At 58.7% G+C, this 17398-nt stretch carries 15 protein-coding genes; 13 read left to right on the top strand and 2 right to left on the bottom strand.

The genetic code is table 11. The annotated features are described in order from the left end of the window. Positions 1 to 83: 83 nt before the first annotated feature. Genes hisS through hisG form a run of 3 tightly spaced genes read left to right on the top strand, consistent with a single transcriptional unit; the run spans position 84 to position 3348 of the window. Entirely contained in the window at positions 84 to 1580 is a 1497-nt protein-coding gene (hisS, locus tag ABMC88_RS15415; RefSeq protein WP_349577793.1) for a histidine--tRNA ligase, read from the top strand. Then, a complete protein-coding gene (locus tag ABMC88_RS15420; RefSeq protein ID WP_349577794.1) occupies positions 1580 to 2662 on the top strand; it encodes an ATP phosphoribosyltransferase regulatory subunit in 1083 nt (360 codons plus the stop codon). The genes hisS and ABMC88_RS15420 overlap by 1 nt, the downstream gene beginning before the upstream one ends. Continuing rightward, on the top strand, positions 2659 to 3348 hold the full coding sequence (hisG, locus tag ABMC88_RS15425; RefSeq protein WP_349577795.1) for an ATP phosphoribosyltransferase: 690 nt from the start codon (positions 2659 to 2661) through the stop codon (positions 3346 to 3348). The genes ABMC88_RS15420 and hisG overlap by 4 nt, the downstream gene beginning before the upstream one ends. On the opposite strand, the gene ABMC88_RS15430 is transcribed toward hisG, so the two are convergent. Further along, positions 3345 to 3827 carry a DUF1489 family protein gene (locus tag ABMC88_RS15430; protein ID WP_349577820.1) on the bottom strand — a complete coding sequence of 161 codons (483 nt, stop codon included), beginning with the start codon at positions 3825 to 3827 and terminating at the stop codon, positions 3345 to 3347. The two genes, hisG and ABMC88_RS15430, sit on opposite strands and share 4 nt — an antisense overlap. A 132-nt stretch (positions 3828 to 3959) precedes the next feature. Here ABMC88_RS15430 and ABMC88_RS15435 point away from each other — a divergent pair, with 132 nt between their 5' ends. Both ABMC88_RS15435 and ABMC88_RS15440 read left to right on the top strand, forming a co-directional pair. Then, the gene (locus ABMC88_RS15435) at positions 3960 to 6248 is read left to right on the top strand and encodes an adenosylcobalamin-dependent ribonucleoside-diphosphate reductase (RefSeq protein ID WP_349577797.1); all 2289 of its coding nucleotides are present in this window, start codon (positions 3960 to 3962) and stop codon (positions 6246 to 6248) included. 330 nt (positions 6249 to 6578) lie between these two features. Beyond that, the gene (locus tag ABMC88_RS15440) at positions 6579 to 7673 is read left to right on the top strand and encodes an AAA family ATPase (protein WP_299415901.1); all 1095 of its coding nucleotides are present in this window, start codon (positions 6579 to 6581) and stop codon (positions 7671 to 7673) included. 441 nt (positions 7674 to 8114) lie between these two features. Here the strand turns inward: ABMC88_RS15440 and ABMC88_RS15445 are convergent, their stop codons facing one another. After that, a complete protein-coding gene (locus tag ABMC88_RS15445) occupies positions 8115 to 8648 on the bottom strand; it encodes a Crp/Fnr family transcriptional regulator (protein WP_299415898.1) in 534 nt (177 codons plus the stop codon). A 68-nt stretch (positions 8649 to 8716) separates the two neighbouring features. On the opposite strand from ABMC88_RS15445, the gene ABMC88_RS15450 reads away from it, so the two are divergent. The 8 genes from ABMC88_RS15450 (at position 8717) to ABMC88_RS15485 (ending at position 17388) form a co-directional block, all read left to right on the top strand. Continuing rightward, complete coding sequence (locus ABMC88_RS15450; protein WP_299415895.1) at positions 8717 to 9925, top strand: acetolactate decarboxylase; 1209 nt, start codon at positions 8717 to 8719, stop codon at positions 9923 to 9925. A 9-nt stretch (positions 9926 to 9934) separates the two neighbouring features. Beyond that, a complete protein-coding gene (locus ABMC88_RS15455; protein WP_299415893.1) occupies positions 9935 to 10846 on the top strand; it encodes an MBL fold metallo-hydrolase in 912 nt (303 codons plus the stop codon). 569 nt (positions 10847 to 11415) lie between these two features. Beyond that, on the top strand, positions 11416 to 11850 hold the full coding sequence (locus ABMC88_RS15460) for a c-type cytochrome (RefSeq protein ID WP_299415891.1): 435 nt from the start codon (positions 11416 to 11418) through the stop codon (positions 11848 to 11850). Then, a complete protein-coding gene (locus ABMC88_RS15465) occupies positions 11850 to 12212 on the top strand; it encodes a copper resistance CopC family protein (RefSeq protein ID WP_349577798.1) in 363 nt (120 codons plus the stop codon). The genes ABMC88_RS15460 and ABMC88_RS15465 overlap by 1 nt, the downstream gene beginning before the upstream one ends. A gap of 2 nt (positions 12213 to 12214) precedes the next feature. After that, positions 12215 to 13063 (top strand): CopD family protein, encoded by an 849-nt coding sequence (locus ABMC88_RS15470; RefSeq protein ID WP_349577799.1) that lies wholly within the window; start codon positions 12215 to 12217, stop codon positions 13061 to 13063. Between the two features lie 7 nt (positions 13064 to 13070). Continuing rightward, on the top strand, positions 13071 to 14369 hold the full coding sequence (locus tag ABMC88_RS15475) for a multicopper oxidase family protein (protein ID WP_299415882.1): 1299 nt from the start codon (positions 13071 to 13073) through the stop codon (positions 14367 to 14369). After that, positions 14366 to 14791: a c-type cytochrome gene (locus ABMC88_RS15480; protein ID WP_299415879.1), complete on the top strand. Its 426-nt coding sequence runs from the start codon at positions 14366 to 14368 to the stop codon at positions 14789 to 14791. Before ABMC88_RS15475 ends, ABMC88_RS15480 begins: the two co-directional genes overlap by 4 nt. Before the next feature lie 89 nt (positions 14792 to 14880). Continuing rightward, positions 14881 to 17388, top strand: coding sequence for a heavy metal translocating P-type ATPase (locus tag ABMC88_RS15485; protein ID WP_349577800.1), 2508 nt, complete (start codon positions 14881 to 14883; stop codon positions 17386 to 17388). Positions 17389 to 17398 lie beyond the last annotated feature (10 nt).

Consider the following 17398-nt stretch of genomic DNA (forward strand, 5'->3'; position numbering starts at 1 on the left):
GAAGGTCGATCGGGGTGTGTGCTTGCTCCTTGTGGCTCCATCCGCTATGGCCGACAGCAGAATTTTGCGTCCAGAGGTATGTCATGGCAAAGCCCAAAAAGACCCCGCGCCCCAAGGCGGAAACGCCACGCGGGTTTCGCGATTATTTCGGTGCAGAGGTAACACAGCGTGCTGAAATGCTGGCTAAGATTGCCGCTGTCTATCATCGCTACGGCTTTGATGCGCTGGAAAGTGCGGCGGTCGAGCGTGTCGAGGCGCTGGGTAAATTTTTGCCTGATGTGGATCGCCCCAATGAGGGTGTCTTTGCGTGGCAAGAGGATGCGGATGGCGACAAGGGCGGCGATTGGCTGGCGCTGCGTTATGATCTGACGGCGCCGCTGGCGCGGGTTTATGCCCAGCACCGCAACGATTTGCCCACGCCTTACCGCCGCTATGCGATGGGCCCTGTCTGGCGTAATGAAAAGCCCGGGCCAGGGCGGTTTCGCCAGTTTTATCAATGCGATGCCGATACGGTCGGCGCACCGTCGGTCGCGGCAGATGCCGAGATTTGCGCGATGTTGTCCGACTGTCTTGAGGAAGTGGGCATTGCGCGGGGCGACTATGTTGTGCGTGTGAACAACCGCAAAGTCCTAAATGGTGTGCTGGAAGTCGCGGGCCTGTCGGGCGATGACAAAGAGGCCGAGCGTGGGATCGTGCTGCGCGCGATTGATAAGTTGGACCGTTTGGGACCAGACGGCGTGCGTGCGCTGTTGGGTGCGGGGCGCAAGGACGACAGTGGTGACTTTACGGATGGTGCAGGGCTGGACGATGCCAGTGCCGATGTCGTTATGGGCTTTATGCAGGCCAAGCGCGACAGCGGCCCCGCCACCTGTGCGCGTTTGCGTGAATTGGTCGGCGACAGTGCCGTCGGTGCCGAAGGCGTGAGCGAGCTTGAGACAATTGCGGATCTGCTGGCCGCTGGCGGCTATGGCCCCGACCGGATCGAGATTGACCCATCGGTCGTGCGCGGCCTTGGCTACTACACCGGTCCCGTCTACGAGGCCGAGCTGACTTTCGAGATTACCGACGACAAAGGGCGTGCGCGCAACTTCGGCTCTGTCGCGGGGGGCGGGCGGTATGACGATCTGGTCAAGCGGTTCACGGGACAGGAAGTGCCTGCCACGGGCGTTTCAATCGGTGTTGACCGTTTGCTGGCCGCTTTGCAGGCCAAAGGGCGGTTGGACACAGCCGCGCAGGGACCTGTTGTCGTCACCGTTATGGATAAGGCACGCATGGCGGATTATCAGGCCATGGTCACGGAGCTGCGTCAGGCGGGCATCCGTGCCGAGGTCTATCTGGGCAATCCGAAGAACTTCGGCAACCAGCTGAAATATGCGGACAAGCGCCACAGCCCCGTCGCCGTCATTGAGGGTGAGGCAGAGAACGCCGCAGGCATGGTGCAGATCAAGGATTTGGTGCTGGGGGCCAAGCTGGCCGAGAACGCAACACTAGAAGAGTGGAAAGACCGCCCCAGCCAGTATGAGGTGCCGCGCGGCGATCTGGTCACCAAGGTGCGCGAAATTCTGGAGCTGTATTCGTAATGCCAACCCGTTTGCAGACCAACGCAAAAGCGGCCGCGCTGCGTGCCGTGTTCGAGGCCAACGGTGCCATCGCCGTTGAGCCTCCGATTTTGCAGCCCGCCGACACGCTGCTGGACCTTTATGGCGAAGACATCCGCGCCCGTGCCTATGTGACCTCGGACGCGCTGCGCGGGGAACAGATGCTGCGGCCTGATTTCACCGTGCCCGTGGTGCAGATGCATATGGCGGAAGGTGCTGACCCCGCCCGCTATACCTACGCGGGCGAGGTATTTCGCCGTCAGGAAAACGACCCCGAGCGGGCCAATGAATATGTGCAGGTCGGGTTCGAGATCTTTGACCGCGCCGACCCCGCCGCCAGCGATGCCGAGGTGTTTGCCCTGATCGCGGATGCGCTGAGTGGTCTGAATGTGCGCGCAACCACTGGCGACATTGGTCTGCTCATGGCCGCTGTTGACGGATTGGACACCAGCGTGATCCGCAAGGCCGCGTTGATGCGCCACATCTGGCGGCCGCGCCGCTTCCGTCAGCTGCTGGACCAATACGCGGGCAACACGCCTGTATCCGAAGCGCGGCAGGCGTTGCTGTCCTCTGGCCCGCCCGTGTTGTCTGCGCCACTGGTAGGCGCCCGCCGCCAGCACGAGATTGACGCCCGCCTTGCCGCATTGCGCGCGGATGCAGATGTGGCTCCGCTGGCCGCCGGCGATGTGGCGTTGATCGACGCATTGCTTGATGTTTCAGCGCCGATGCCGCAGGCGATTGCGCTGTTGCAGGACCTGTCCGAAAAGATGCCCGCGATTGGCCCCGCCGTGGCCCGCCTAGAGGCGCGCCAAAGCGCGTTGTCGGCCCTCGGAATTGATACAAGCACACTGGTTTTCGAGGCAAACTATGGCCGCACTTCGATGGAATATTACGATGGTTTCGTCTTTGGGTTTCGGGCATCGGGCCGCACGGACCTGCCGCCGCTGGCCACAGGCGGGCGCTATGACGCGCTGACGCGGCGCTTGGGCGGGGGGCGTGAAATCCCCGCCGTGGGTGGCGTGATGCGCCCCGGTGTGATGCTGGACCTGGAGGCTGCGACATGAGTGTGAAACTGGGTGTGCCGTCCAAAGGCCGGTTGATGGAAAAAACGTTTGAATGGTTTGCCGCCCGCGACATCCATCTGGCCCGCAGCGGGTCCGAGCGTGAGTATGCAGGCGTGGTGGACGGGATCGAGGGCGTATCGCTTGTGCTGCTCTCGGCTGGTGAAATCCCGCGTGAATTGGCAGCAGGACGCATCCACTTGGGCGTGACGGGCACCGATCTGGTGCATGAAAAACTGCCCCTGTGGGAGCAGACAGTCGCCAGCGTGGCCGAGCTTGGCTTTGGTCATGCCGATCTGATCTTGGCTGTGCCGCAGGGCTGGGTGGATGTGGATACGCTGCATGATCTGGACGCCGCCGCCGCCGCCTTTCGGGCGGCGCATGGCAGCCGTTTGCGCATCGCCACAAAATACCACCGTCTGGTGCGTGAATTTCTGCGCGGTGCGGGCGTGGCGGACTATGCGTTGGTCGACAGCCAGGGCGCGACCGAAGGCACCGTGGCGAATGAGACCGCCGAGGCGATCGCCGACATCACCTCGACAGGGGAGACGCTGCTGGCCAACCACCTTAAGATTCTGTCGGACGGGCTGATCCTGAAATCGCAAGCGACGCTGTGGCAATCACAGGTGGCGCAGGTAAACGCGGAGCAGCGTGCCGCATTGGACGCGCTGCTGGCGCGGGTCGCTTAGAGCACGCCAATATCGGCGAGGGCGCGGTTCAGCTCCATCGGCAGGGCTTGTTCCTGACTGCGCCCTTCGGGCAGGTCGGCAGGCGCGTCTTCGGGGTTGAGGTATCGCCAGCCTTGGAACGGCCGTTTGAGCGCGGCCACCGTGGGGATGACCTTTGGGTCCAGCACAATGCCGCAACGGCGGATGCCGTCGGCACCGATCTTTTCATCCAAACGTATGATGCGCTGGCGGGCCGAAATCTCGCCCTTGATGACCCAGTAGATAGAGCCGCCGTTGATGATCTCGGGCTCGCGCTTGGGCCACAGGCGGGTTTGATGATAGTACAGACCATCCGGGGCCAGCGACGCACGATGATCCTGCCATGCGGCCAGTTGGTCGATGCTTTCTGTGCCGACAGACAGCTTGATGAGATTGACGAATTTGTTGCTCACAGGCTTACCCACCGAATTATCCACAGACTCACCCCTGAGCCACAGCATAAGGTAGGGCAAACTGGCGCAGATGCAAACTGTGGTGGTTTGCCGCGAATTTTTAGCTGAATGAGCGGTGGCGTTTTTCGCGGTTCACGCTATTGTCTGCATCCGCCCTGACAGAATCTAAAGGAATCGCTCATGACCCGCTTCGCCGCCCCTATTGCTGAACAAATCTGGGACATGAAATACCGTTTCAAAGCCGCTGACGGCACGCCCAAGGATGTCACGGTTGAGGACACATGGCGCCGCATTGCGCATGATCTGGCACAGGTCGAGGATGATAAATCCGGCTGGGAAGAGACGTTTTACAACGCGTTGGAGGATTTCAAATATCTTCCCGCAGGGCGCATCACCGCAGGCGCAGGCACGGCCCGCAAGGTCACGCTGTTTAACTGTTTTGTCATGGGCACCGTGCCCGACAGCATGGGCGGCATTTTCGATATGCTCAAAGAGGCGGCGCTGACCATGCAGCAGGGTGGCGGCATCGGTTATGACTTCAGCACCATCCGCCCTAAAGGCGCGGATGTGTTGGGCGTGTCGGCGGATGCTTCTGGCCCGCTGTCCTTCATGGATGTCTGGGACGCGATGTGCCGCACGATCATGTCCGCAGGCTCGCGCCGCGGGGCGATGATGGCGACCATGCGCTGCGACCACCCCGATGTTGAGGCGTTCATCACCGCGAAATCGGATGCGGCCCGTCTGCGCATGTTCAACATGTCCGTGCTGATTACCGACCCGTTCATGGACGCGGTCAAAGCGAATGGCGATTGGGATCTGAAGTTCGATGGCAAGGTCTACAAGACCGTGAAGGCGCTGGACCTGTGGAACGCGATCATGAAGGCGACCTATGATTTCGCCGAACCCGGTGTGATCTTTATCGACCGCATCAACGAGGCGAACAACCTGAGCTATTGCGAGACCATCGCGGCCACCAACCCCTGCGGTGAGCAGCCCCTGCCGCCTTATGGCGCATGCCTGCTGGGCTCGATTAACCTTGCACGTCTTGTGTCCTCCCCATTCGAGGAAGCGGCCGAGCTGAACGTTGAGGCGCTGAACAAGCTGGTCGCGACCTCTGTGCGGATGATGGACAACGTTGTGGACGTATCCCAATTCCCGCTGGAAGCGCAGCAACGCGAGGCCAAGAACAAGCGCCGGATCGGCCTTGGGGTGACGGGGCTGGCCGATGCGCTGTTGATGCTGGGCCTGCGCTATGGCTCGGACGAGGCGGCGCGTCAGACGGAGCAATGGATGCACGCGATCGCCCGCGCCGCGTATCTGGCCTCGGTGGAGTTGGCGAAGGAGAAGGGCGCATTCCCCCTGTTCGATGCGGATGAATATCTGGCGTCCGGCACGATGCGCGCCATGGATGATGACGTGCGCGCGGCGATCCGTGAGCACGGCATCCGCAATGCGCTGCTGACCTCGATTGCGCCTACGGGCACGATCAGCCTTTATGCGGGCAATGTATCATCGGGGATCGAGCCGGTGTTTGCCTATGCCTATACCCGCAAGGTTCTGCAGAAAGACGGCAGCCGCACCGAAGAGGAGGTCGTGGATTATGCCGTGCAGATGTGGCGCGATAAATTCGGCGACAAAGAACTGCCCGACTATTTTGTGAACGCCCAGACGCTTGCTCCGCTGGAGCACGTCAAGATGCAGGCCGCGGCACAGAAATGGATCGACTCGAGCATTTCGAAAACGATCAACTGCCCCGAAGACATCTCGTTCGAGACCTTCAAAGAGGTCTATATGGAGGCGTGGGACACGGGCTGCAAAGGCTGCACGACCTACCGCCCCAACGATGTGACAGGCTCGGTTCTGTCCGTCTCGGAAGATAAGAAAGAGGCACCCGAAGTTGTCAGCCACGATGGCGAGGAACCGCAAGCGCCCCACGGCGACGTCATCTATATGTCGGATCCGCTGGACCGTCCGCAGGAACTTGAAGGGGCGACCTACAAAATCAAATGGCCCGATAGCGAACATGCCCTGTACATCACGGTGAATGATCTGGTTGTCGGCGGCCATCGGCGCCCGTTCGAGGTGTTCATCAACTCCAAAAACATGGAGAACTTCGCCTGGACTGTAGCGCTCACGCGGATGGTGTCGGCCGTGTTCCGCCGGGGCGGCGATGTGTCGTTTGTCGTGGAAGAACTGAAAGCCGTGTTTGACCCGCGTGGCGGTGCATGGATGGGCGGCAAATACATCCCCTCCATCCTTGCGGCAATCGGTGGCGTGATTGAACAGCATATGATCACCACAGGCTTCATCGCGGGCGAGGGGATGGGGCTGAAATCCGACCCTCAAGCCAAAGTCGTCGGGCTTGAAAAGCCCCGCGGCAAGGCGTGCAGCAGCTGCGGGCAATTTGATTTGCGCATGGTCGAGGGATGCATGACATGCGGTAGCTGTGGCCACAGCAAGTGCGGGTGATCTGGTGATTTTTTAGCGGTTTGTTGAAAAGACACCCTATTTTCTGCCAAACGGGGTAAAAAGTCTGCCACTTTACTATGCTATTTTTGCCAGTTGAAGTTAAGGCATTGTTTTAAAGTGTTTTTTAATTTCTGGTGATCTGGAAGTTTTGAGGGGCCACTGTAGACAAGCATCTACAGTGGCCCCTCGCCTACGTTGACACAGCCTCTTCATTTGTTCACTTTCCGTTCCAAGGCTCCGGAGCCTTTCATATCAAAACCCTTGTCCGACCCTCGGTCTGGCAACCGGTGCATAGCAAAGCTGTGTGCTGGGATCTGAAAGGAATCCAACATGCTGAAATCAAACATCCCGATCGCGAACATTCGCTTCTTCGACAAAACCCCTACGGTCGCCGATCTTGAACGGAGGTTCTCCAGATTTCTGAGAGGCTTTCGCGAGCAGCGATGTGCCGCCGAACAAATTGAGAGATTTGCAGAAGATGGCCCGACGGAAACTTTCGACCTTTCTGTGAACTCTCTTTCAACTCAAGATAAGATCAAGATCGAGAGGCGCGCTTTGAGATATGTCGAGTTGCAAGAGGCAGCGACAGGGATGCAGCACCTGAAAACAGAGGATCGGAATGCCCTTCGTAGACTGCAGGACGGCGCGACAGTCTCAAGGATCTCTAACGAATACGATGCAGATGTCCTTGCCGCGACCCTGCACGAGGAGATGCCTTGGATGGCGCCTGCCACCGAGCACTCGATGCGGAAATCCGTTCGCGAGGGCCGTCCCAGCATCCAGTTTGCGCCACTTTTGCTTCTCGGCCCACCGGGTATCGGCAAATCCCACTGGGCGCGGAGGCTTGGTAAACTGCTCGAAGTGCCGACTACCGTCGTCGAGGCTACCGGTGAGCCTGCAAGCTTTGCACTTATCGGCTCACAGCGTGGCTGGGGCAGTGCCGGGCCTGGTAAGATCGTTGAGACAATCCTCAGAGAAAGATGTGCCGATCCGATCATTGTTGTTGATGAGGTGGAAAAGGCGGGTGACGTGAACTCAGATAAGGGGCTGCGGTTCAGCTTGACCGATGGGCTCTTGCCACTTTTGGAAAGAATGACGGCTTCGACTTGGCAATGCCCCTACTACCGCGTCCAGTTTGATCTCTCATGGGTGGGGTGGGTGCTGACGGCGAATGGTTTGCGCGGCCTTCCTGAGCCCCTTTTGAGCCGCTGTCCGCCGCTGGAATTGCCTCCGGTGTCAAAACAGCACCTTGTCGGTTTCGCGCAGCGTCTGGGTAGAGCGCATAATCTTCCTGATGAGGCGGTCGCAGTTATCGAAGAGATCATTCTGTCGTGTCATGGCGATATCGGGGGGCCGAGCTTGAGGACGGTCAAACGAATGATTGAGCGGGCAGAAATAGCTTATTCTCGGCCATTGTTGCATTGATTGGTGCTTTCCATCCGTTGCGATCTGGTATCGATGTAATTACTTTAACCTTGGGCGGGATTGCCGACATTCGCTGCAGGTGCGAAATCGAAAGGGCAGCGAGAAGGAAGCGGACGCTCAGGGCATCAACCAGTTTTTTCTGTTGTGCAAACGCAGCGAAGGTCGGCAGTGAGCCGATTGTGTTGAAAAACTCCGTTTTTGGCAAAATCGGCGAAATTTATGTCCGTACGGCGCGACGGAATTTTTGAGGCGAGGGGTTCGGGCAAATTGGCCCTCTGCCCCTCATGCATCAGCTCACTGCGCCTCATGGCAGATATCATCTGACTTTTGGGTTTCACGGGTTCTTTCCGAAAAATTGCGGCATCCAAAATCCGGAGTTTTTCAACACAATTAGCCCAGTTTGACTGATGCTGCACTTTGGCTGTGTAACGCCTAATGCGATCATAGCGTGGATTTCTTCCGTCGCGCCAGCTCGCGATAAAACGCCTCACGTGTGATACCGAGCTCATTCGCCACGTCCTGCCAATGGCCTTTTTCCGGCAGTCGGTTTCCTTCGCCAAGCCAGGCGTCAAGCCGCTCGGCCACCTTGGGCAGGGACCGGATTTCTGATTTGATCCGTGCGGCCTGAACGCCGCGCGCCAGGGTTGCCGCCCAAACCGCCGCAAGGCTCGGATTGGAGGCTATTGCCGACAGGAATGCGGGTTTCGGCAACGCCAAAGCGATACAGTCCGTCGCAGCAATCGCATCGCAATGATAGTTGTCCGAATAGGCAGAGGCTTCGGCCACGACCATTCCCTGCCTCGCCCGCTGCAGAACCATTTTCACGCCATGCACCGTATGACGGATCAGATGAATCTGCCCTGCGCTCACCAAAAAAATCTCAGATACAGGCGCCGCACTGCGGAACAGGACTGCACCATCAGCGAGATGAACGGATCGTGATCCGGAAAACAAGGTTTCAAGCGTGGGGGGCATGATCACGATCATATGCTGTGGATGGTCAAACTGCAATAAGGGCGCAACGTAGAACGCAAGGACACCCGATGAAACTGATCCCACTAACCATTTTTGCAGCCACTTTGCCCTGCCTTGCCTTCGCGCAAGAGCTGACGGCCCACGGTAACTTCCGCCACATGATGCGCACCGGTGAGACCGGAGGTGCCATTGCGCTGGATACGCTGACCGTCCCGTCTGCCTGGGGCGTTGGCGCGACTGCTGGCCTACGTGGCGAAGTGGTAATGCTTGACGGAGCAGTACTCGTCAGTCGCGGTGATGATCCGGAGGCACGCTTGACGCGACCAATGGCAGGGGAGGAAGCGGTTATTCTCGCATTTGGAACGGTGGCCGACTGGCGTTCTTTCGAAATCCCCCACGATATGGCACCCGAGCGCCTGACCCACTTCATCGAAATGCAGGCGCAAAGCATTGGCCTTGATCCTGAAGGTGGGTTTCCGATCCGCGTTCAGGGCAGCTTTCCGCAATTGGTCTGGCATGTGGTGACCGGAGAAGCCCCGGCGCATGGCACACTGGGTGGTCACGGCGGCGGTCATGCCAACAAGCTGCCCGCGATGAACGCCTATGAAGAACCTGGCGCAAGTGGCGAGATTGTCGGCGTCTACACCGGTGAAGCGCTGGAGGGCGTCGCCTCGCACCCTGGCGAGAAGCTACATCTGCATTTTGTCTCGGGAGATGGCGCGCGCTCGGGTCATGTGGACGAGATCACAATCCCTGCGGGTGCAATGCTGTTGCTTCCTGCCGTCGAGCAGGCTGCCGCGCATGATCCGGCAATGCATGGGACCGCATCCACCACTCTGCGCGAGGGCGGACAATCCGCCTTTGCCGCTATTCAGGAAATCACCGCCGTGCTGATGGCCGATCCCGCGACGGACTGGAGCAAGGTGGACATTGAGGGCCTGCGCCAACACTTGATCGACATGGACAATGTCACCCTGCGCGCCGATGTCTTCAGTGAAGAGCTCGACGGCGGGGCGCAGTTCACCGTCACGTCGACCGATCCGGCCGTCATCGCTTCAATCCGTGCGATGACGGTGGCGCATGTCGCCACAATGAACGGCGTGGAGGGCTGGAACATGCAAGCTGAAGAAACCGATGGAGGCGCTGTCATGACGGTCATCGGGCCAGACACCGCTCGCATTCGCGGCCTTGGCTTTATCGGCCTGATGACCGTAGGTATGCACCATCAAGCCCATCATCTGGCACTGGCCTCTGGCCAGAACCCTCACAATCATTAAGGTTCTTCGATGAAACATATTGTCCTGACACTGGCCGTTCTTGTCCTGCCTGTCCCCACCCTCGCGGATGTTCTGGAAATCCAGCCTGTCACGGACGACGTCTGGGCCATCGTCGGCCCACATGAGCAACGAAACCCGGAAAACCTTGCCAATAACGCGACCTTCGGACTGGTGGTGACGCCCGAGGGGGCGGTGTTGATGGACCCGGGCGGGTCATTCAAGGGCGCAGAAATGCTGCACGCGGCGGCCCGTTCTGTCACCGACCAGCCGGTGGTCTATGTCATCAATACGGGCGGACAGGACCACCGTTGGCTTGGGAATGGGCACTGGCAAGCACAAGGCGCAAAGGTGATCGCGTCGACCGAAGCCGTTGCCGATCACAAGGATCGGGAATCCTTGCATTTTACGATGCTGTCCCAACTCATCGGCGAAAAGCTGGACAGGACCGAGCCTGCCTATGCCGACATAACTTTTGAGACGGATTACACGCTCGAAATCGGTGGGCTCAGCTTTGAGATTATGCATCGTGGACCTGCCCACACGCTGGGAGACAGCTTTGTCTGGCTTGATGAGCGCGACGTGATGTTCACCGGCGATATCGTCTATGTCGAGCGGCTTCTGGGTTATGGACCGGCAGGCAACACGCGAAGCTGGGTCGAGGTGTTTGACGAGATGGCCGCCTTCAATCCGGCCCATATCGTGCCGGGTCATGGCCATGCCACTGATCTTGAGACGGCGCGGCGCGATACCTACGACTATCTGGTGAACCTGCGCACACATATCGGCGCACTGATCGACGAGGGCGGTGATATCATCGACGCGCCCAAGATCGACCAATCGGCCTGGGCCTATCTCGACCAGTTCAAGAGCCTTGCAGGCCGCAACGCACAGGCCACTTATGAAGAGATGGAGTGGGAGTAAGGGCGCTATTTGTCAGCAGGACCAGTGTGATCGTTTTCACTTGTTGATCAAAGTGTATAGGATAAGGCGTCAAATTTGTACCTGCCAGCTATCTGCGATTGGAGGCGAAGTTCGGTTTGCCCGTGAAGGATTGGACCAACCCGTTAGCTCGGATAAGTTGGCGCGTCTGTGAGGGTACAATTCGCGGTCGGCGCTGAAAGTCCGGAAATTGTTGAGAGCGGCACTTCATTTCAGGAGGCCGAACGGCAAGTCTGTCCGCACTCTGTGAATTCGCAACCCTCTTGATTTCGCGGTTGCAGCGAATGGCCGGTCTGACGGGCCGCACCGCAGCAAGGCGATCAATGGGTGAATGGCCGGTAAGGGCCGTTTATGATAATTTGTATGAAGTAATGTTGATCTGGCTCACGGCGAACCAAGCTTAACTTGCAGTCCTTCCATACAAACGAGGAAATTTTAGGTATACTTGTAAGTCGTTATTTTTCATATTGATTGATATTTTAAGTCTTGACCTTCCACCTGCTGGAACGCGTATCCCTGCTTCAAAAAATTAGTGAGAGGCAGATGCAGTGATGAAGTTCATAATAGCCGCCGCAGTGGTTATCGCAGTGCTGAGTGTCGGGTTGATCTACTTGCCACTCGGGGGGGACGAATCTGCTGACGGTTCGGTCGGCTCCGTTGAGGGTGCTGAGATCGTCAGTGTCGCACTTCCCGACGCTTTGACGCAAAATGCGCAGATCGGGCAGCGGGCCTATGATGCGAATTGTGCCGCCTGTCACGGGATCAACGCGGCAGGGCGGGAGGGTATCGCACCCCCGCTTGTTCACATCATTTATGAGCCCAGCCACCATGCGGACGAAAGCTTCCAGCGGGCCGTGTCTCTTGGCGTGCGCGCGCATCACTGGCCCTTTGGCGACATGCCGGCGGTCGAGGGGCTGACACGCGGGGATGTCACATTGATCACCGCCTACATTCGAGAATTGCAACGTGCCAACGGGATCAACTGATGGCCTATGAGGAAATGAAAATGAAAAATATACTGCTTGCGGGCATAATATCCGCTTTCGCGACAGGCGCTTTGGCGCATTCGGCCATGGACGAGACTACACCGGCTCATGAGGCGGTTTTGACCGAAGCTCCTGCTGAAGTTGTCATGAACTTTTTGCACGATATCCGCTTAACGCGGGTGAGTATGACGCATGCGGATCACGCGTCTGTCGATCTTGACCTGAGCGCCTATAAGGGGATGGAGATTGATTTTACCGTGCCAATGCAACCCATGGGGAGCGGCGCCTATGTCATTGACTGGCGCGGATTGGGGGCTGACGGACATGCTATGACCGGCTCGTTTAGCTTTGTTGTAGAGTAAGTATGCTGGATATCTGGGGGCTTGCAGCGATCATTACCAAGATGGCCCTATATCTGGGCGTCCTGACGGCGGTCGGCACGGTTATTGTTGCTTTGGTTTTCAAGACGGACCGCTACAAAGGGCCTGCAATTGCCTTTGGAGTGCTGGGGCTTGCCGCCGCTGTCTTGTCCTTTTCCCTTGGTGGAGCCAATCTGACCGGTGATGCGAGCGGGATGACCGATCCAGAGATGCTGGGGCTTCTCTGGGGCACTTCGGTTGGCACGGCGCTTTTGTGCCGCGTATTGGGCCTTGGTCTTTTGATTGTCGGGCTGTTTATGGGCCGTAGGGGCCTTGTACTGTCAAGCGTTGGCGGGGTTATTGCGCTGTGGTCATTCCCGTTGATAAGCCATGTATCGACCCGAGATACGGCACTTCTTGATGGCGCACTGGTGCTGCATTTGGGGGCTGTCGCATTCTGGCTCGGAATACTCATTCCCCTTAAACGGCTCGCAACTGTGCCCGCGCATTGGCCAAGGGCCGCAGATCTTGGACATCGCTTCGGTATTGTCGCACGGGGAGTAATTCCCGCTCTGATCGTTGTCGGCGTCTACCTCGGCTATATGCTTGTGGGCTCAGTTGCTGCGCTGCTGGGCACAGGATACGGGCAGGCGATGATCTTGAAGGTCCTGTTTGTTGTCGGATTGCTTGCTTTGGGGGCTGCAAACAAGCTGCGGTTTATTCCTGCGCTCAAAGCGGGCGATCCGCATGCCGCAGGGCATCTGTCGCGCTCAATTTCCATCGAATGGGGCGTTATCTTGACTGTGCTGGCTGTTACCGCGGTTCTGACATCCACACTCGCTTTGCCGACATGAGGTTTACATGAAGAGACGGACTTTTTTGACTTCGACCAGCGCGCTCGCATTTCTGCCTCGCACTGTTTTTGCGGCGGGGGAGATGTTGCGGTTGAAAGCCGAAGCGGTTCTGCAGCAGGTCTTGCCCGAGGGCGAAGGGACGACGGCGATGCTGGGCTTCAATGGCGGGATGCCAGGGCCCGAGCTACGCCTGCGCCGTGGTATTCGGGCGGAGGTGGAGGTCGAGAATGCGCTTGAGGAGGGCACCGCCGTTCACTGGCATGGTATACGGCTGGAAAACGTGATGGATGGGGTGCCTGTCCTCACGCAGGAGCTGATCCAGCCGGGTGCGCGGATGACCTACAGCTTTGTGCCGCCGGATTCCGGCACATACTGGTATCACTCGCATTACATTTCGCATGAGCAGGTGGCACGCGGCATGATGGGACCGCTTATTATCGAGGATGATGTGCCGCCGGACGTGGATCATGACATTACTGTGCTTCTCGCGGATTGGAGGTTGCAGGAAGACGGTAGCCTCATTGACGAGTTTTCCGACATGCACAGTGTAGCCCATGGCGGTTATATGGGGAATTTTGCACGCGGGTTCTTATCCCAATCGCAGGTCAGCATCGGGGACCGCGTCCGCTTGCGGCTCATCAATGCGGCGACCAATCGGGTATTTCCATTGCAAATAAGCGGGGCTGTGGGGTCCATTGTGGCGCTCGACGGTATGGCGCTTCCTGCGCCGCGCGCTTTGACAGCTATAACACTGGCCCCTGCACAGCGCGCTGATCTAATCGTAGATGTGCAGGCGGATGTCGCCTTCGATATGCTGATGCGTGACGGCTCGTTCCGATTGGCCGACCTTGCTGCCGTGGGGGCGAATGCCGACAGACAACCAACCGCGATTGCGGCCCTTGCTGCGCCGGACTTGCCGGAACCGGACACGCCGACACAGCACTTGACCCTTACCATGATGGGCGGTGCCATGGGCGGGCGGCACGGGGGTGACAACATCTGGGCCTTCAACAACGTCTCCGATCTGCAACCGGAGCCTTTCGGCGCGTTTCAAAGGGGCGAGACGGTCCGGATCACGCTGGTCAACGATACCTCCTTTCCGCATGGCATTCATTTGCATGGCCACCACTTTTATGAGGTCGGTGCAGACGATGCCCTTGGGGATCTGCGCGACACCACGCTGGTGGAAGCGCGAGCCAGCCGTGATGTCATCTGTGTCTTTGACAATCCGGGCAAATGGTTGCTGCATTGCCATATGCTGAGCCACGCGGTGGGTGGCATGCGCACATGGGTTACGGTTGCATGAGAAAGCTGGCACTGGTCCTGATGGTTTGCGCAAGCGCTGCAAATGCTGATCACGAATTGGAGGGGCGCGACATCGCGGCAGGGGCTATGCTCTATGCCGCGAACTGCGCTGCTTGCCATGGGGTGAATTTGGAAGGCCAGCCGGATTGGCGCTCTGCCGGAGAGGACGGCGTCCTTCCAGCACCGCCGCATGATGCGTCTGGCCATACATGGCATCACGATAATGCAATGTTGTTCGAGTATACCAAGCAGGGCGGGCAAGCGGCTTTGGCCGCGATGGGTGTGACCGGATTCAACAGCGGCATGCCTGCCTTTGAGGGCATAATTTCGGATGACGAGATATGGGATATCCTCGCCTATATCCGCTCCACCTGGCCCGAGCGGGAGCGTGATGTTCAGGCCGGTCGAAACCCGCCGCATTAAACAGCACGAAGATTAAATCCACATCAGCCCTTGACCCTCCAGCTACTGGAAGCCCTATCTGTTATGTGAGACAGAATAGGAGCCTCACCATGAGCAGCGAAAATTCGACCACATTCCATGTCCGCGAGATGTCCTGCGCTTCTTGTGTAGGGCGGGTAGAAAAAGCGTTGCTGGCCGTAGCTGGGGTGCAGTCGGCATCGGTAAACCTTGCGGCAGAGACGGCGACAGTTGTGATGGCGGAAGGGTCCGATATGGAGCCTGTCGTCACTGCGCTCAAAGACGCGGGCTACCCTGCGGAGCTGCAAACATACAGGTTTTCAATCGAAAATATGTCTTGTGCGTCCTGTGTCGGGCGGGTTGAACGCGCCCTTGGCGCAGTGCCCGGTGTTGTGATGGCTTCTGTCAATCTGGCGCAGGAGCGCGCAACAGTTCAGGCACTTGGTGTCTCTGCTGCGCAGATTTCACAGGTGGCGAGCGCTGCCGGTTATCCGGCGCGGCTGATCACGGATGAGGGCGACACGGACGATACCCGCGACCGCAAGGCATCCGAGGCTGCACATCTCAAGACGATGACACTGCTGGCCGCAGCGTTGACCCTACCTGTGTTCGTCCTTGAGATGGGCAGTCACCTTATCCCTGCGCTGCACATGTGGATCATGGACACGATGGGCATGGGGCTCAACTGGGTGATCCAGTTTGTCCTGACGACCCTTGTTCTTGCGATCCCCGGGCGGCAGTTCTACCTCAAAGGGTTCCCCGCGCTGTTCAAAGGTGCGCCTGATATGAATTCCCTTGTAGCTCTTGGCACGTCTGCGGCATGGGGGTTTTCCACTGTCGCCTTGTTTGTGCCGATGCTTCTGCCAGAGGGCACACGCGCAGTTTACTTTGAGGCGGCGGCGGTCATTGTTACCCTTATTCTGCTGGGTCGGTTCCTTGAGGCCCGCGCCAAAGGGCGCACAGGGCAGGCGATTGCGCGGCTTGTCGGGCTCAAGGCCAAAACTGCCCATGTGGAGCGGAGCGGCGAGATTGTGGAGCTGTCTGTTGATGAAATCGTGGTTGGTGATCTGGTGCAGGTGCGACCGGGCGAGAAGATCGCCCTCGACGGGATCGTGTTGCGTGGCACGTCTTATGTCGATGAGAGCATGATCACCGGAGAGCCTGTGCCCGCCGAGAAATCCGAAGGCTCGGAGGTTGTCGGTGGCACCGTCAACGGCACTGGAGCGTTGACATTTCGCGCCACGAAAGTGGGCGGAGACACAACTTTGGCCCAGATCATCCGCATGGTAGAAGAGGCACAGGGCGCCAAGCTGCCCATTCAGGATCTGGTCAACCGGATCACGCTTTGGTTTGTGCCTGCGGTTATGTGCGTTGCGGCGCTGACTTTTGTCGCATGGCTGGTGCTGGGGCCGTCTCCCGCCCTCGGTCTTGCGGTGGTGGCAGCGGTGGCTGTCCTGATTATTGCTTGCCCCTGTGCGATGGGGCTGGCGACGCCCACGTCGATCATGGTGGGCACGGGTCGTGCTGCGGAGCTCGGCGTTTTGTTCCGGCGTGGCGATGCCTTGCAGTCGCTTGGCGATATCGAAACCGTTGCGTTTGATAAGACCGGCACACTGACACAGGGGCGTCCGGAATTGACCGATCTGCAGGTGATGGAGGGGTTCCAAGAGAGTGATGTGCTGCGGCTGGTGGCCTCGGTTGAGGGCACGTCCGAGCATCCTATCGCTGCTGCGATTGTGCGGCGTGCGGAACAGGAGGGGCTGGCCTTCGGCGTTGTCGACACGTTCCAGTCGTTGACCGGTTACGGTGTCAGCGCCGTAGTTGACGGACATGAAATCCTTGTCGGTGCAGACCGCCTTATGGTGCGCGAGGGTATCGCGCTGGATGCCGTGCAAGAACAGGGAACAGTGCTGGGGCAGGCGGGCAAGACCCCGCTCTATGCTGCAATTGACGGGCGTTTTGCCGCGATTATTGCAGTGTCTGACCCAATCAAACCCAGCACAGCGCAGGCAATCGAGGCACTGCACGCGCTGGGACTTAAGGTTGCGATGATCACGGGTGATAATCAGGCCACGGCGGAAGCAATTGCAGCACAGTTGGGCATTGATACGGTCGTGGCCGAGGTCCTGCCGGAGGGCAAGGTCGCAGCACTACAACAGCTGCAAGCGGGCGGGCGCAAGGTGGCATTTGTCGGAGACGGTATCAACGACGCACCTGCCTTGGCCCATGCGGATGTGGGGGTGGCCATCGGCACTGGCACCGATGTGGCAATCGAAGCTGCGGATGTGGTGCTGATGTCGGGCGACCTGAACGGGGTCGTGAACGCGCTTCATGTGAGCAAACGCACAATGCGCAATATCCGCCAGAACCTGTTCTGGGCCTTCGGCTATAATGCATTGCTGATCCCGGTGGCGGCGGGGGTGTTCTATCCTCTGTCGGGCCTGATGCTCTCGCCCGCGCTAGCCGCGGGGGCCATGGCGCTGTCGAGTGTGTTTGTGCTGTCCAATGCGCTCCGGTTGCGGTGGATATCACCTGCTACTGCGGAAGGGCAAACTATACGCAATGATACTGGCAAGCTTGTGCCCGCAGCAGCAGAATAGGAGAGCGATA

Origin of the sequence: Sulfitobacter aquimarinus (assembly GCF_040149565.1) — a bacterium.
GTDB classification, from domain to species: domain Bacteria; phylum Pseudomonadota; class Alphaproteobacteria; order Rhodobacterales; family Rhodobacteraceae; genus Sulfitobacter; species Sulfitobacter aquimarinus.

Coding starts and splice junctions, on each gene's coding strand:
- ABMC88_RS15440 (WP_299415901.1), top strand. CDS start 6,579: ATGCTGAAATCAAACATCCCGATCGCGAACATTCGCTTCTTCGACAAA.
- ABMC88_RS15435 (WP_349577797.1), top strand. CDS start 3,960: ATGACCCGCTTCGCCGCCCCTATTGCTGAACAAATCTGGGACATGAAA.
- ABMC88_RS15430 (WP_349577820.1), bottom strand. CDS start 3,827: ATGCTGTGGCTCAGGGGTGAGTCTGTGGATAATTCGGTGGGTAAGCCT.
- hisS (WP_349577793.1), top strand. CDS start 84: ATGGCAAAGCCCAAAAAGACCCCGCGCCCCAAGGCGGAAACGCCACGC.
- ABMC88_RS15445 (WP_299415898.1), bottom strand. CDS start 8,648: ATGCCCCCCACGCTTGAAACCTTGTTTTCCGGATCACGATCCGTTCAT.
- ABMC88_RS15420 (WP_349577794.1), top strand. CDS start 1,580: ATGCCAACCCGTTTGCAGACCAACGCAAAAGCGGCCGCGCTGCGTGCC.
- ABMC88_RS15465 (WP_349577798.1), top strand. CDS start 11,850: ATGGCCTATGAGGAAATGAAAATGAAAAATATACTGCTTGCGGGCATA.
- ABMC88_RS15475 (WP_299415882.1), top strand. CDS start 13,071: ATGAAGAGACGGACTTTTTTGACTTCGACCAGCGCGCTCGCATTTCTG.
- ABMC88_RS15485 (WP_349577800.1), top strand. CDS start 14,881: ATGAGCAGCGAAAATTCGACCACATTCCATGTCCGCGAGATGTCCTGC.
- ABMC88_RS15450 (WP_299415895.1), top strand. CDS start 8,717: ATGAAACTGATCCCACTAACCATTTTTGCAGCCACTTTGCCCTGCCTT.
- ABMC88_RS15470 (WP_349577799.1), top strand. CDS start 12,215: ATGCTGGATATCTGGGGGCTTGCAGCGATCATTACCAAGATGGCCCTA.
- hisG (WP_349577795.1), top strand. CDS start 2,659: ATGAGTGTGAAACTGGGTGTGCCGTCCAAAGGCCGGTTGATGGAAAAA.
- ABMC88_RS15455 (WP_299415893.1), top strand. CDS start 9,935: ATGAAACATATTGTCCTGACACTGGCCGTTCTTGTCCTGCCTGTCCCC.
- ABMC88_RS15460 (WP_299415891.1), top strand. CDS start 11,416: ATGAAGTTCATAATAGCCGCCGCAGTGGTTATCGCAGTGCTGAGTGTC.
- ABMC88_RS15480 (WP_299415879.1), top strand. CDS start 14,366: ATGAGAAAGCTGGCACTGGTCCTGATGGTTTGCGCAAGCGCTGCAAAT.